Source organism: Streptomyces sp. NPDC002886 (assembly GCF_042888445.1).
Taxonomy (GTDB): domain Bacteria; phylum Actinomycetota; class Actinomycetes; order Streptomycetales; family Streptomycetaceae; genus Streptomyces.
In genome coordinates, this window is record NZ_JBIAPV010000002.1 from 33,826 (window position 1) to 46,853 (window position 13,028).

Consider the following 13,028-nt stretch of genomic DNA (forward strand, 5'->3'; position numbering starts at 1 on the left):
GCGGGGACGGCGGACAAAACAACCTCCGTGTGGGGACGGTGGTGCCGATCCCCCTGTCAACGGCACGGCCGGCGCGTCGGGGCGGTTCAACACCTGTTTGTTTCTTTGGGAACTGATTCCTCGAACTGATTCCTCGAACTAATGGCGCGAAGTCGAACGTCGGCACTAGGTTCACGTGACATGAACCCGTCGGGCGCGACCGCGCCCGCACGGCTTTTTCACGATGATGTGGAGAACCCATGGCTCATCTGGGAACCGGTAACCGGCGGCGCGCTCTCGCCGTTCCGGTCGGCCTGGCGCTCACGGCCTCGCTCGCCTTCCTGCCCTCGGTCGCGGCCTCCGCCGCTCCGCTCGGCATCACGGCTGACGCCTCGGCCACCGCCACGCCCGACACCTCCGGCCCCAAGCTGTCCTACGTGGCCAACTTGACCTCGTACGGAAGCGTGAAGCAGGCGAAGAAGTCGATCGAACGTGCCGGTGGCACCGTGGTGATCGCATATGAGCAGATCGGAGTGGTCGTAGCCCACTCGCAGAACCCGGACTTCGCCAAGCAGCTGCGCGGCCAGCGGAGCCTGTTCGCCTCGGTCGGCGCCACCCGCGTCGCCCCCCTGTCGGTCGTGCAGACCGACGAGGAGGGGTCGACGCAGCGCCTCAGCGACGCGGACGCCGCCAAGGCCTCCGCGCAGGCCGAGCCCGGACAGGAGCCCCTGGAGTCCAACCAGTGGGACCTGCGCGCGATCAAGGCCGACCAGGCTCACAAGATCAACGATGGCAGCCGGAACGTGACGGTGGGCGTCATCGACACGGGTGTCGACGACACTCACCCGGATCTCGCCCCGAACTTCTCCAAGGGCCAGTCCGCCAACTGTGTCGGCGGCGTCGCCGACACCACCGAGGGCGCCTGGCGCCCGTACGCCGACGGCAGCGACCACGGCACCCACGTGGCGGGCACCATCGCGGCCCCGCGCAACGGGGTCGGCATCAGCGGTGTCGCGCCCGGCGTGCAGGTGGCCGCGATCAAGGTGAGCGAGCCGGCGACCAGCCTCTTCTACACCGAGGCCGTCGTCTGCGCCTTCATGTTCGCCGCCGAGAAGGGGATCGAGGTGACCAACAACAGCTACTACGTCGACCCCTGGCTCTACAACTGCAAGTCGGACGACGACCAGAAGGCGCTGGTGGAGGCCCTCAGCCGGGCGACGCAGTACTCCGAGCGCAAGGGCGTCCTCAGCGTGGCCTCGGCGGGCAACTCGAACCACGACCTGGCGTCCGACGCCATCGTGGACGACACCAGCCCCGACGACGCCACCCCGGTGCCCCGCACGATCGACCCGCACGTCTGCCTGGACATGCCCACCCAGCTCCCGGGCGTGGTCACGGTCGCCGCGACCGGTGACAAGGGCTTCAAGTCGTACTACTCCAGCTACGGCCTGGGCGTCGTCGACGTCACGGCCCCCGGCGGCGACAAGTGGCAGATACCCGCCACCCCGGACGCCAACGGCCGCGTGCTGTCCACCCTCCCGGGCGGCGGCTACGGCTACAAGCAGGGCACCTCGATGGCCGGCCCGCACGTCGCCGGTGTCGCGGCCCTGCTCAAGAGCCGCCACCCGTGGGCGACCCCGGCGCAGCTCCAGCTGCTCCTCAAGGTCCAGGCCACGAAGACGGCCTGCCCCGAGAAGGTCTACGACGCCACGGGCGTGCTGATCGACGCCACCACCTGCAACAGCAAGTGGGGCCAGAACGGCTACGACGGCTACGGCGTGGTCGACGCGCTGAAGGCCGTCAAGTAAGCCGGCCGAATCCGCTGAAACGCGGAAGGGCCGGGCGGGGAACATCCCGCCCGGCCCTTCCTCGCGTTGCCGCGTTGCCGCTCTCCTACGCCGTCAGGGCTTGATCATGACCTTGAGCGCGCTGCGGTCGTCCATCGCCCGGTAGCCCTCCGGGACCTCGTCCAGGGTGACGGCCCGGTCGAAGACCGGCGACGGGTCGATCGCACCGCTGAGCACGTCCGCGAGCAGCTCGGGGATGTACGCGCGGACGGGCGCGACCCCGCCCCGCAGGGTGAGGTTGCGGTCGAACATGACACCGAGGTCGAGGCCGGTGCCGCTGCCGTGCGGCACGCCGACGTAGCCGATGGCCCCGCCGTCGCGGGCGATGTTCACCGCGGTGCGCATGGACTGCTCGGTGCCGACCGCCTCGATGACGGAGTGGGCGCCCTGGCCGCCGGTGAGCTCGCGCACGGCCGCCTCGGCCGCCTCGCCGCGCTCGGCGACCACGTCGGTGGCCCCGAAGAGCTTGGCGATGTCCGTACGGGCGGTGTGCCGGCCCAGGGCGATGATCCGGTCGGCGCCCAGGCGCTTGGCCGCCAGGACCCCGCACAGGCCGACCGCGCCGTCGCCGACGACGGCGACCGTGGAGCCCTCGCGGACCCCCGCGCCGAGCGCGGCGTGGTGGCCGGTGCCCATGACGTCGGACAGCGCGAGCAGCGCGGTCAGCAGGTGGTCGTCGGAGACGGCGTCGGCGGGCAGCTTCACGAGCGTGCCGTCGGCGTGCGGGACGCGGACGGCCTCGCCCTGGCCGCCGTCGTGGCCGACCGAGCCCCAGAAGCCGCCGTGCTCGCAGGAGGTGTAGAGACCCTCGACGCAGTAGGCACAGGTGCCGTCGGACCACATGAAGGGGGCGACGACGAGGTCTCCGGCGCTCAGGCCCGAGACGGCGGAGCCGGTCTCCTCGACGACGCCGAGGAACTCGTGCCCGATCCGCTGGCCCGGCTGGCGCTTGGCCACACCCTGGTAGGCCCAGAGGTCGCTGCCGCAGATGCAGGCGCGCAGGACGCGGACGACGGCGTCCTCGGGGCGCTGGATCGCAGCGTCGGGCACCTCCTCCACGCGGATGTCGTGCGGGGCGTGGATGACGGTGGCGCGCATGGTGGTGCAGTCCTCCGGCTAGGAAATGGTTGAGCCCTGTAGGGCCTCCCTACCGTACGCCCGCTCCGGCGCGAGTGCTCCCGTGGCCAGCAGGTACTGGGCCGCCACATAGGTGGCCATGACCCAGAAGTCGGCGCGGGGCAGCTGGGGCCACTCGGCGACCCCGGTGGCGATGAGCGTGTCGGAGAGCAGGAACAGCGCCCCGCCGAGCCCGGCCCGGAGCCCCAGGGCGCTGGAGCGGTAGGCCATGGCGGTGAGCAGCAGGCTGTACCCGGCGACCGGGATCCGCAGGTCCGCGGGCAGGTCGCCCCAGAGCAGCGTGACGGTGGACAGGAGCGCGGCGGCGTACGCGGCCCCGAGCAGGGGGCCCGTACGGCGGCGGCCGAAGAGCACGAGGTAGCAGACGTGCCCGGCGGCGAAGGAGCCCATGCCGATCAGGAAGGCGGGATCGGCGTCGAAGAGCAGGGCCAGGTCGCCGCCCCAGCCGAACAGCAGGGCCGCGATCAGCAGACGGGGGGCGCGTCGGGTGATGACGTAGGCGACGAGCAGCGGCATCAGCAGCGGCTTGGCGATGAGGTGCCCGGGGTGCCAGTCCGCCAGCAGGGATCCGAGGTCCAGGGCGGTGGCGACGGCGAAGGCCGCGAGCAGCGCCCGGCCGGCGGAGCCGGAGCCCGGGAGGACGGCGGGGCGCGCCCAGGAGGGCGTACGGGACTGCGCGCGCTCGGCGGGTCCGGCGGCGCTCACGCGGCGTGCTCCGGGGCGGGCGCGGGCGAGGTCGTGGCCGTCTCGGCCTGCGCGGGCTGCTCGGCCTGCGCGGGCTGCCAGCCCGGGCCGCGGAACACGCGTCCGGCGCGCTCGCGCCAGGTGGCGGCTCCGCGTACGTCCCGGGCGATGGAGGCGTACTCGTGGGTGGCGACGCGCAGCGGGTTGTAGGTGCCGATGTTCTTGGTGAGGCCGAAGACGGGCTTGTCGGTCTCCCCCACCCAGGAGCCGAACATCCGGTCCCAGACGATCAGGATGCCGCCGAAGTTCCGGTCCAGGTAGCCGCCCTGGGAGGCGTGGTGGACGCGGTGGTGGGAGGGGGAGTTGAAGACGTACTCGATCGGCCGGGGCAGCTTGTCGATGCGCTCGGTGTGGATCCAGAACTGGTAGACGAGGTTGACCGAGTAGCAGAACGCGATGGCCGCCGGGTGCACGCCCAGCGCGATCATCGGGAGGTAGAACGGCCAGGAGGTGGCGCTGGTCCAGGGCTGGCGCAATGCGGTGGTGAGGTTGAACTTGCGGCTGCTGTGGTGGACGACGTGGCAGGCCCACAGGATCCGGATGACGTGGTGGCCGCGGTGCTGCCAGTAGTAGAGGAAGTCCTGGGCGAGCAGCATCAGCGGAACGGTCCACCACAGGACGGGGACGCGCAGCGGGGTGAGCTCGTAGACCGCGGTGTAGATCGCGACGATCGGGATCTTCCAGAGGAAGTCGAAGCCGAGGCTGCCGATCCCCATGCCGAGGCTGGTGACGGCGTCCTTGGTCTCGTACCCGGCGGAGTCCTCGTCGGGATGGATGCGGTAGCTCACGAGCTCTATCACGGTGAGCAGGACGAAGGCGGGTATGGACCACAGCACGACATCGGGCAGGTTCGGCATGTCCGCACCATAGAGGCGGGTTCGGGGGCTCGGCTAGGGGTTGTTACCGATCGGTATCCATCGGTGTTACCGACGGTTCACGAGATGCTTCCGGGTGAGGGTGTCCGGGCCAAGGGGAGGGCGTGGGAGATGGGGCACGAAGCGGTTTTCGAAGAGATCCTCTTAGAGGCGGCGGACGCGGTGGCGCGGACGGTGATGCGGGCCCGGCCGCCGGGGATACCCAGGTTCAGGCCAGTGCGGGAGGACGGCCGCGAACGGCTGCGCCGCGCGCACAGGCTGGTCGGCCTGCTGAAGGAAGCGAGCGCGGGACTCGACGGAGCCGACCGGGCGGGCGCGGTGGACGCGGTCCGCAGGGCGTTCGCCGCGCTCAGCCCGAAGGAGACCGGGGCCCTCCTCCTGGCCGCCGCCGGCCCCTCGGCCGTGCCCGTGCCCCCGCCGCCCGCGGAGCTGGGCCCCGCGGCGGAGGCCGCTTACCGGGAACTGTTCGTCCTGTGCCTCGAGGGCCGCGCGGCGGCGGAGCGGGGCTCCTCCCCGCAGGACGGCCCATCGGCCGCGGCGGAGGCGGCGGCCGCCTTCGACGAGGGGGACCCTTCCGGTCCGCCGGCCGCGGAGGCCGCCGGGGCCGCCCGGCCCACCGGGGCCGCCGAGCCCGACCGGCCCGCCGGGGCCGCGGGGATCACCGAGCCCGCGGAAGAGGTCACCGAGGCGGCCGAGGCCTTCTCGGTCTTCGAGGAGCGGTACGCCCAGTACGTCGCCGGGGCCCAGGGGCGGGTCCAGCTGTACGGGCTGACGCTCAGCCAGGACCGCCAGGACTGGTCCCTGGACCGCGCCTACATCAGCCTCGCCGTCAGCGGCGGGGAGTTCCTCGAGGAACCCGGCCTGCAGAGCTCGGTGAAGGCCGAGGTGGCGCTGAACGCGACGGAGCGGGTCCTGCTGCGCGGCCCGGCCGGCTCGGGCAAGAGCACCCTGGTGAAATGGCTGGCCCTCAACGCGGCCCGCAGCAGCTTCACGGCCCAGCTGCCGGACTGGAACGGCCTGGTCCCCTTCGTCCTGCCGCTGCGCTCCTTCAACTCCCCCGCCGGGCTGCCCCGGCCGCAGGACTGGCTCGGCGCGACGGGCGTCCCGCTGCTGCCTCCGGACGGCTGGATCACCGGGCTCTTGGCCGCCGGGCGGGCGCTGGTGCTGATCGACGGAGTGGACGAGATGCCTCCGCGGCTGCGCGACCGGACCGAGTCCTGGCTGCGGGACCTGCTCACCGCGTACCCGGCGGCCCGCTTCGTGGTCACCACCCGGCACTCGGCCGTGCCCGAGGACTGGCTGACCGCCCAGGGCTTCACCTCCCTGGCCCTGCTGCCGATGGACCGCGACGACGTCGGCGCCTTCATCACGCACTGGCACGCCTCCGCCCGGGGCGAGGCGGACGGCGAGGACGAGGGGCCGGAGCGGGAACTGCTCGACCGGTACGAGACGGCGCTCCTGGAGGCCGTGGGATCGCGCCGGGACCTGGGCAGGCTGGCGACGAACCCGCTCATGTGCGCCCTGCTGTGCGCGCTGAACCGGGACCGCCGGATGCATCTGCCCCGGGCCCGCAAGGAGCTCTACGACACGGCTCTGGACATGCTGCTGATCCGCCGCGACAGCGAACGGGACATCTCCGGGGTCGAGGGGGTCTACCTCAGCCGGGACGAGCAGACCCTGCTGCTCCAGCGCCTCGCGTACTGGCTGATCCGCAACGGGCAGGTGGAGGCCTCCGCCGAGGAGGCGATCGGGATGATCACCGAATCGCTCGACTCCATGCCCCAGGTCAAGGCCCAGGCCGACGCGCAGACGGTATTCCAGCACCTGCTGATCCGCAGCGGGCTGCTCCGGGAACCGGTACCGGGCTCGGTCCTGTTCGTCCACCAGACCTTCCAGGACTACCTCGGCGCCAAGGCGGCCGTGGAGGCGCGGGACTTCGGCGTCCTGGTGAGCCATGCGCACGAGTACACCTGGGACAACGTGGTCCGGATGGCCGTGGGACACGCCCGGCCCGATGAACGCTCCTATCTGCTGCGGCAGTTGCTGGAGCGGGCCGACCGGTCGGAACCCGACCGCAGCCGGCTCGTGCTGCTCGCGGCCGCCTGTCTGGAACACGCGCCGGAGCTGGATCCGGAGGTCCGGCGCGAGGTGACGGCCCGGACCGCGCTCCTGCTGCCCCCGCGCTCCCCGGGCCAGGCCGAGGAACTGGCCAAGGCGGGGGAGCTCGTACTGGAACTGCTGCCGGAGCCGGCCGGGCTCGTCGAGGCCGAGGCGGCCGCGACGATCCGTACGGCGGCGCTCGTCGGCGGCGACCGGGCGCTCCAGGTGATCGCGGGCTTCCGGACGGACGACCGCTACGAGGCCGCCCGCGAACTCTCCGACGCCTGGGGGCGGTTCCCCGTGGAGGCGTACGCGGACGCGGTGCTCGCGGGCGCCCCCATGACCACGGCCCACCTGCACGTGCGGACGCCCGGACAGTTGCGGGCCCTGGAACGGCTCCGGCACGTCCGCCGGCTCCACGTCACCTGGGACGGCCCCGTTCCGCCGGAGATCGCGGGGCGGCGGGACCTGGAGTCGCTGACCTTGCACCGCAATCCGGGGCTGGCCGATCTGTCGCCGCTGGCCGGGCAGTCCTCGCTGCGGCACCTGGGCGTCCTGGACTGCCCGCAGGTCACCGGGATCGAGGTGGTGTCCGAACTGCGGGCGGACAGCCTCGCCTTCGGCTACCTCCGGGACGACCTCTCGCTCGCTCCCCTGGCGGGGGCGGCGGACCTGCGCTCGCTGGTCATCGGTTTCGAGCCGGAGCAGCGGCGGATCGGGGACGTGCCCGCCGCGGACTCGCTGACCGCGCTGCACCTGTGGCAGGGGGCCCGCCGGATGACGCTCGACGGGATCGAGCGGTGGCCGCGGGTGGAGAAACTGACGGTCGCCGGCAGCGGCCAGTACCGGCAGCTGGTGCGTTCGCTGCCGCTCAGGGGGCTGACCGCCCTGCAGATCCGGCACGCGGCGCCCGTATCGGCCGGGGCGCTCCTGCCGTACGAACGTCTCGGCCGGCTCGTGCTGATCCGGTGCGCGCTGGAGGGGTCGCTGGAGGCGCTGCGCGAGTTCCCGGAGCTGCGCCGGCTCGTGCTGAGCGAATGCCTGGGGACCGTGGACCTGTCTCCGCTCGCGCCCGTGGAGCGGCTGGTGATCGAGCTGCGCCGGGGCACGCACGTGAGGGGTACGGAGCTGATCCCGCCGGAGCGGCTCGTCCGCAGGGACTGAGCCGCTCCGGGCGGGCGCCCCGGGCCGGTGACGCGGGGCCCGGGCTCGGGGCGCGGGCGCTACCAGACCCGGACCGAGCCCCCTCGGGCGAAGGCCGGGCTGGTGGCGGCGGCCGGGACCTCCGTCAGGGGCTGCGCGACCTCCGAGACGAGGGGGCCGTGCTTGGCGGCCACCGCGTCGAGGAGGGCGAGGTCGAAGCCGTACACCCGGGCGGCGTTGCCGCCGACCATGGCCGCGACCTCCTCGCGGGGCAGGCCCGCGTAGGCGATGCGCAGGCCCTCGCGGGAGTAGGGCGTGGTGCCCTCGTCGTGCGGGTAGTCGCTGCCCCACATGATCTTGTCGAGGCCGATCCGGTCCCGCAGCGGGACCTCGTGGGGGCGCATGAAACTGGCTCCCACGAAGCAGTTGTCCCGCCAGACCTGGCTCGGCCCCTTGCCCATGGACTCGGCCAGCCCGGCGCCGAACTTGGCCTCGGCGGTGGCCGAGGCCGCGACCAGGCGGCCGTGGTAGTAGTCCAGCATCTCGATCACGCCGGGGATCCAGCCGGAGCCCTGCTCCGTCAGGACCAGTTTCAGCCCGGGGTTGCGGCGGAAGGCCCCGCCGAAGATGAGGTGCCACAGGGCCCGGTGGGAGAACCAGGTGGTCTCCACCATGAAGACGGCCCGCGCCGCCGGCTCGTCGCCCAGGGGTGGCGAGGCGGAGCCGCCGTGGTGGTTGACCGGCACGTCCAGCTCGTCGCAGACGGCCCAGATCGGGTCGTAGACCTCCGAGTAGAGCTCGGGAACGGTGGAGCCGGGCGGGACGCCGGGCAGCAGGATGCCGCCGGTCAGGCCCGCGTTGCGGGTGCGGCGGATCTCCTCGACCGCCGCGTCCACGTCGTTCAGCAGGATCTGGACCACGCCCGCCCGGCGGCCCGGCGCGTCCGCGCAGAAGTCCGCCAGCCACCGGTTGTGCGCCTGGAGCCCGGCCCAGCGCATCTCGTACTCGGCCGCCGTCGGGGGCTGGGCCATCAGCGAGGCCTTGGGGAAGAACGGCGGGATGGTGTTCGGGAAGAGCACCTCCGCGACGATCCCGTCGGCTTCGAGCTCGGTCAGGCGCCGCTGGGAGTTCCAGTTGCGGTCGGCCGTGTCCGCGAGGAGGTCCTCGTACGGGTTGACGTAGGTCGCGGCCCAGGCGTCGAACTCCGCGTGGTGGCGCTTCTCCAGGTACGGCTTGTAGTCCAGCAGGTCGGCGCCCGCGTGGCAGTCGGCGGAGATGACCGTGTAGCGGTCCTCCCCGGTGGCCGGGTTCTCGGAACTCACGGGTTCACCCCCAGCACCGGGAAGTCGTTGTCCGTCAGCCAGTGCCGGCCCACGTCGCGCGAGCGCGCCCAGGAGGCTTCGACGGCCGCCTGGTCCGCGCTCTGCCCGAGCTCGGCGGGGGTGGGGCCGATGCGGCGGGCGATCGGCGCCAGCTTGTCGGTGTCGAAGCCGAAGACCTCGGCGGCGGCCAGGCCCAGCATCCGGCGGGTCTCCTCGACGGGGATGTCGTGGAAGGTGTTCTTCAGCCAGGTGCGGGTGTTGGGCCAGGTCCCTTCGGGGTGCGGGAAGTCCGAGCCCCACAGGATGTTGTCCACGCCGATCTCGTAGCGCTGGGCCAGCTCGCGCCGCTTGGTGTTGGTCGCGCAGACGAACACCTGCCGGTCCAGGTACTCGCTCGGCGGCCGCTTCAGCTCCTCGAACGGCGACAGCTTCTTGCCGCCGTGCGCGCCGAGGTAGAGCCGGTCCATGAACCAGAGCTGGTTGGGCAGCCACCAGCAGCCCGACTCGGCGACGCCGAACTTCAGGCCCGGGTGCCGCTCGAACACCCCGGACCAGAGCAGGAACCACAGCGGGCGGGCCGGCCACCAGGTGACCTCGGAGACGAAGATGCCCAGGTGGTCCCCGTACTCGTGGCGCGGCGAGGAGCCGGAGTGCGTGACGATCGGCATCTGCGTCTCGGCCGCCGCCGCCCACACCGGGTCGTAACGGCGGTCGTGGTACGGGGCCTTGTCCACCCACATGGCCGGGATCATCAGGGCGCCCAGCCCGGATGCCTTGGCCCGGTAGATCTCGGCGACGACCTTGTCCGGGTCGCCGGTGATGGGCAGCAGGGCGACCCCGCAGTGCCGCTCGGGATGTTCCGAGACGAACTCGGCGAGCCAGCGGTTGTGCGCCTGGGCGCCGGCCATGCCGAGCTCGGGGTCCTGGTCGCCGGAGAGGCCGAGGCCCACCCCGAAGGGGGCGGCGGTCTGGCTGTCCACGGCGTCGGCGTCGGGGAAGACGACTTCGGCGGCCACGCCGTCGCCGTCGAGCTCCTTCAGCCGCTGTGTGACGTCCCAGCCGCCCTTGAGGCCCTCCTCGTGGTCGTGGAACCACTTCTCGGCGAAGGCCTCGTTGCGCACGCCCAGCTTGGTGGCCTCGGCGCGGCGGGCGTCGCGCTGGCCGAGGAACTCGTCGAACTGCGGGTGGAAGGCGCTGTCCAGGTAGGGGCGGTACTGCTCGGTGGGCAGTCCCGCGTGGCAGTCGGAGGAGATGATCAGGTACGGGTCTTCGTACGCACTCACGATTGAGGCTCCTCAGTCGAGGATGAAGCTTTCCAGGTAGGCGGGGTTGGCGCGGTCGAGCATCGACTGCGACCGGGCGCGGATCTGCCGGTCGCTGTGCTCGCTGTCGGGCAGCATCCAGAAGCGGTCGGCGCGGATGCCGTCCACGACGTGGTCCGCGACGTCCTCGACCGGGGTGAAGTTGACCTCGTGGCCTGCGTTCTTCATGGCCGCCTCGTACTGGTCGAGGCTGCGGTACGGGGACTTGCGCGGGCGTTCCTTGGCGTACCGGTCGGGCCGGTTGCGGTGCGACTCCCACAGGCCGGTGCGCAGCATGTGCGGTCCGGGGAAGAGCACGGAGGCGCCGATGGCCGCGCCCTCCGCCTTGAGGTGGGCGTAGAGCGACTCGGTCATGGTGACCACGGCCGCCTTGGTGACGGCGTAGACCGAGGCGGTGGGCAGCGGGGCGATGCCGCCGTCGCCGGAGGAGGTGTTGACGATGTGGCCGGGGCCGCCGGCTGCGATCATGCGGGGGACGAAGGCCTGGATGCCGTGGAAGACGCCCCAGACGTTGACGGAGAAGGCCCATTTCCAGTCGTTGGGCTCGTGCTCCCACATGCGGCCCTCGGCTCCGGAGCCGACGCCCGCGTTGTTGCACAGGACGTGCACGGCGCCGAAGGCCTCGTACGCCGCGTCGGCCAGCGAGATCACGGAGTCCCGGTCGCTGACGTCGACGATCTTGGCGAGCACCTCGGCGCCGTCGGCGGCGAGTTCGTCGGCGGCCTTGCGCAGGGCGCCCTCCTCCACGTCGGCGAGGACCACTTTCAGCCCCTCGGCGGCGAAGCGGCGGGCCATCGCGAGGCCGATGCCACTGGCGGCTCCGGTGACGACCGCCACCTGTCCGGGTTCGAGTCGCACGTCACACACTCCCCTCGGGCGGTCCGTCGAGGATCTGCATCGGGTCGTCGTAGCGCTGGTGGATGTACGGGAGCAGGGCCTGGGCGCTGACCCGCTCGACGACCTTGCCCCGCTGGTCGGTGGTCTTCTCGCCGATGGTGAGCTCGACGAGGCGGCGTACGGGGAGGTCGGCGACGGGGTCGAACATCGACTCGCGGAGCACCACATCGCCGGTGATGTGCTCCAGCTTGCGGACCTTCTCGTTGCGGGTGCAGTGCACCAGCACCGGATCGGCGTCGAAGCCCGAACCGTCCACCGCGGGGAGGAACTTGAAGTAGAAGTCGGTCTTCACGGTGGGTTCGGGCAGGGGCAGCTCGCGGTCCACCGCCCCGCGCACCTCCACGAAGGCGATCCCGTGCCGGGCGAGGGAGGCCTTGACCACCAAGCCGTCGCGCTCGACGGTGATCTCGCCGAGCTTCTTCGGCTCGCCGAAGACCTCGCGGCCTCCGATCAGGGCTCGCTCCATGCTCATCGGCATGACCAGCGGGTACCAGCCCTCGACCCCGTCGTGCTGGGCGGCGACGGCCACCGAACCGGCGCCGAGCGGATAGCCGGTCAGGTCCACCTTGCTGATGTTGGCCCGCACCAGGGGCCGTTCCGTGGGCTTCAGCGGCGGCGGGAGGACCGCCGCCACCACGTCCGGATCGGTCTCCCAGACGGCCACCACACCGGTGGACCAGATGTCGGGGAGCTTCGAACTCTTCTCGCGCGCGGCGGCGATCTCCGCCTCGGTGCGCGCTCCGTACCGTACGCGTGCCATCTCTCGCACCATCCTTCGTCCAGGACTCGGTCGGTTCTGACGCAGCTGGTTCTGTAACACAGTTACACCGCGACCGATGAAGGGTAAAGACCCGTGCACGTAACCGATCTGACGGATCGACAGAAAGTTGGGACGGACAGATGACCAGAACCACGCTGACCCGCGCGGAGGTACTGGACGCCGCCGCGTCCCTGGTCAAACAGCACGGCCCGGCCGCCCTCACCATGCGCAAGCTCGCCGCCGAGCTGGGCACCGCGGTGACCTCCATCTACTGGCACGTCGGCAACCGCGAATCGCTGCTGGACGCCCTCGTGGAGCGGACCGTGGAGGAGGTGGGCGCCATCCGGCCGGTCGGCCGCACCCCCGGCGACCGCATCCTCTCGGTCGCCCGGATCCTGCGCCGCGAGCTGCGCGAGCGCCCGCACCTGATCGCCATGGTCCACGAGCGCGGCCTCACCGACCGGATGTTCATGCCCGCCCAGCAGGCGCTGGTCCACGAGGTGCACGCGGCGGGCCTGCGCGGAGCCCGGGCCGCGGACGCGGTGCGGGCGATCCAGTTCCAGATCATCGGCTTCGTCCTGGTCGAGCGCAATCGCGAACGCTCCCCCGCCCAGTCCCCCGCCGAGAGCGAGCTCTGGGACCCGGCCGACGCCCCGCACGACCCGCCGCTGGCCCGCGCGCTGGCCCGGCCGGTGGATCCGGAGCGGCTGTTCCTGCTGACCCTGAGGGCCCTGGTACGGGCCCTGCTGGCGCCGCCGGCCGGGTAACCGGCTGCCGCCGCGCGGCCGCCCGGCAGGTAATCGGTTTGCCGCCTCACGACCCCCCGTGATGGGATCGGACGTACGGGGGCGGCTCCCCGGCGTGCATCCTTCTCACTCCTTTTGCAAAGAACCCGCGCGCCC

10 protein-coding genes are annotated in these 13,028 nt (G+C 72.0%); 3 read left to right on the forward strand and 7 right to left on the reverse strand.

The window, feature by feature from the left end; genetic code table 11:
- The first annotated feature begins 239 nt into the window (after positions 1–239).
- Entirely contained in the window at positions 240–1,787 is a 1,548-nt protein-coding gene (locus tag ACFYYB_RS06290) for a S8 family serine peptidase (protein ID WP_389433503.1), read from the forward strand.
- A 93-nt stretch (positions 1,788–1,880) separates the two neighbouring features.
- Here ACFYYB_RS06290 and ACFYYB_RS06295 read toward each other — a convergent pair whose 3' ends face one another.
- From ACFYYB_RS06295 to ACFYYB_RS06305, 3 genes are read right to left on the reverse strand one after another with little or no spacing between them, the layout of a single operon-like run.
- Complete coding sequence (locus ACFYYB_RS06295) at positions 1,881–2,924, reverse strand: zinc-dependent alcohol dehydrogenase family protein (protein WP_389433504.1); 1,044 nt, start codon at positions 2,922–2,924, stop codon at positions 1,881–1,883.
- A gap of 18 nt (positions 2,925–2,942) precedes the next feature.
- Positions 2,943–3,668: a lysoplasmalogenase gene (locus tag ACFYYB_RS06300; protein ID WP_389433505.1), complete on the reverse strand. Its 726-nt coding sequence runs from the start codon at positions 3,666–3,668 to the stop codon at positions 2,943–2,945.
- Complete coding sequence (locus ACFYYB_RS06305; protein ID WP_389433506.1) at positions 3,665–4,564, reverse strand: sterol desaturase family protein; 900 nt, start codon at positions 4,562–4,564, stop codon at positions 3,665–3,667. Before ACFYYB_RS06305 ends, ACFYYB_RS06300 begins: the two co-directional genes overlap by 4 nt.
- 129 nt (positions 4,565–4,693) lie before the next feature.
- On the opposite strand from ACFYYB_RS06305, the gene ACFYYB_RS06310 reads away from it, so the two are divergent.
- Positions 4,694–7,846, forward strand: coding sequence for an NACHT domain-containing protein (locus ACFYYB_RS06310; RefSeq protein ID WP_389433508.1), 3,153 nt, complete (start codon positions 4,694–4,696; stop codon positions 7,844–7,846).
- A gap of 59 nt (positions 7,847–7,905) precedes the next feature.
- On the opposite strand, the gene ACFYYB_RS06315 is transcribed toward ACFYYB_RS06310, so the two are convergent.
- The 4 genes from ACFYYB_RS06315 to ACFYYB_RS06330 are packed head-to-tail and all read right to left on the reverse strand — an operon-like array spanning position 7,906 to position 12,126.
- Positions 7,906–9,147 carry an amidohydrolase family protein gene (locus tag ACFYYB_RS06315; RefSeq protein ID WP_389433509.1) on the reverse strand — a complete coding sequence of 414 codons (1,242 nt, stop codon included), beginning with the start codon at positions 9,145–9,147 and terminating at the stop codon, positions 7,906–7,908.
- Entirely contained in the window at positions 9,144–10,430 is a 1,287-nt protein-coding gene (locus ACFYYB_RS06320; protein ID WP_389433510.1) for an amidohydrolase family protein, read from the reverse strand. The genes ACFYYB_RS06315 and ACFYYB_RS06320 overlap by 4 nt, the downstream gene beginning before the upstream one ends.
- A gap of 12 nt (positions 10,431–10,442) precedes the next feature.
- A complete protein-coding gene (locus ACFYYB_RS06325) occupies positions 10,443–11,327 on the reverse strand; it encodes an SDR family NAD(P)-dependent oxidoreductase (protein ID WP_389433511.1) in 885 nt (294 codons plus the stop codon).
- Position 11,328: 1 nt separating this feature from the next.
- Positions 11,329–12,126, reverse strand: a complete 798-nt coding sequence (locus ACFYYB_RS06330; RefSeq protein WP_389433513.1) for an acetoacetate decarboxylase family protein — start codon at positions 12,124–12,126, stop codon at positions 11,329–11,331.
- Between the two features lie 140 nt (positions 12,127–12,266).
- On the opposite strand from ACFYYB_RS06330, the gene ACFYYB_RS06335 reads away from it, so the two are divergent.
- Positions 12,267–12,893, forward strand: a complete 627-nt coding sequence (locus ACFYYB_RS06335) for a TetR/AcrR family transcriptional regulator (protein ID WP_389433514.1) — start codon at positions 12,267–12,269, stop codon at positions 12,891–12,893.
- The last annotated feature ends 135 nt before the right edge of the window (positions 12,894–13,028 follow it).

Coding starts and splice junctions, on each gene's coding strand:
- ACFYYB_RS06290 (WP_389433503.1), top strand. CDS start 240: ATGGCTCATCTGGGAACCGGTAACCGGCGGCGCGCTCTCGCCGTTCCG.
- ACFYYB_RS06295 (WP_389433504.1), bottom strand. CDS start 2,924: ATGCGCGCCACCGTCATCCACGCCCCGCACGACATCCGCGTGGAGGAG.
- ACFYYB_RS06305 (WP_389433506.1), bottom strand. CDS start 4,564: ATGCCGAACCTGCCCGATGTCGTGCTGTGGTCCATACCCGCCTTCGTC.
- ACFYYB_RS06310 (WP_389433508.1), top strand. CDS start 4,694: ATGGGGCACGAAGCGGTTTTCGAAGAGATCCTCTTAGAGGCGGCGGAC.
- ACFYYB_RS06330 (WP_389433513.1), bottom strand. CDS start 12,126: ATGGCACGCGTACGGTACGGAGCGCGCACCGAGGCGGAGATCGCCGCC.
- ACFYYB_RS06335 (WP_389433514.1), top strand. CDS start 12,267: ATGACCAGAACCACGCTGACCCGCGCGGAGGTACTGGACGCCGCCGCG.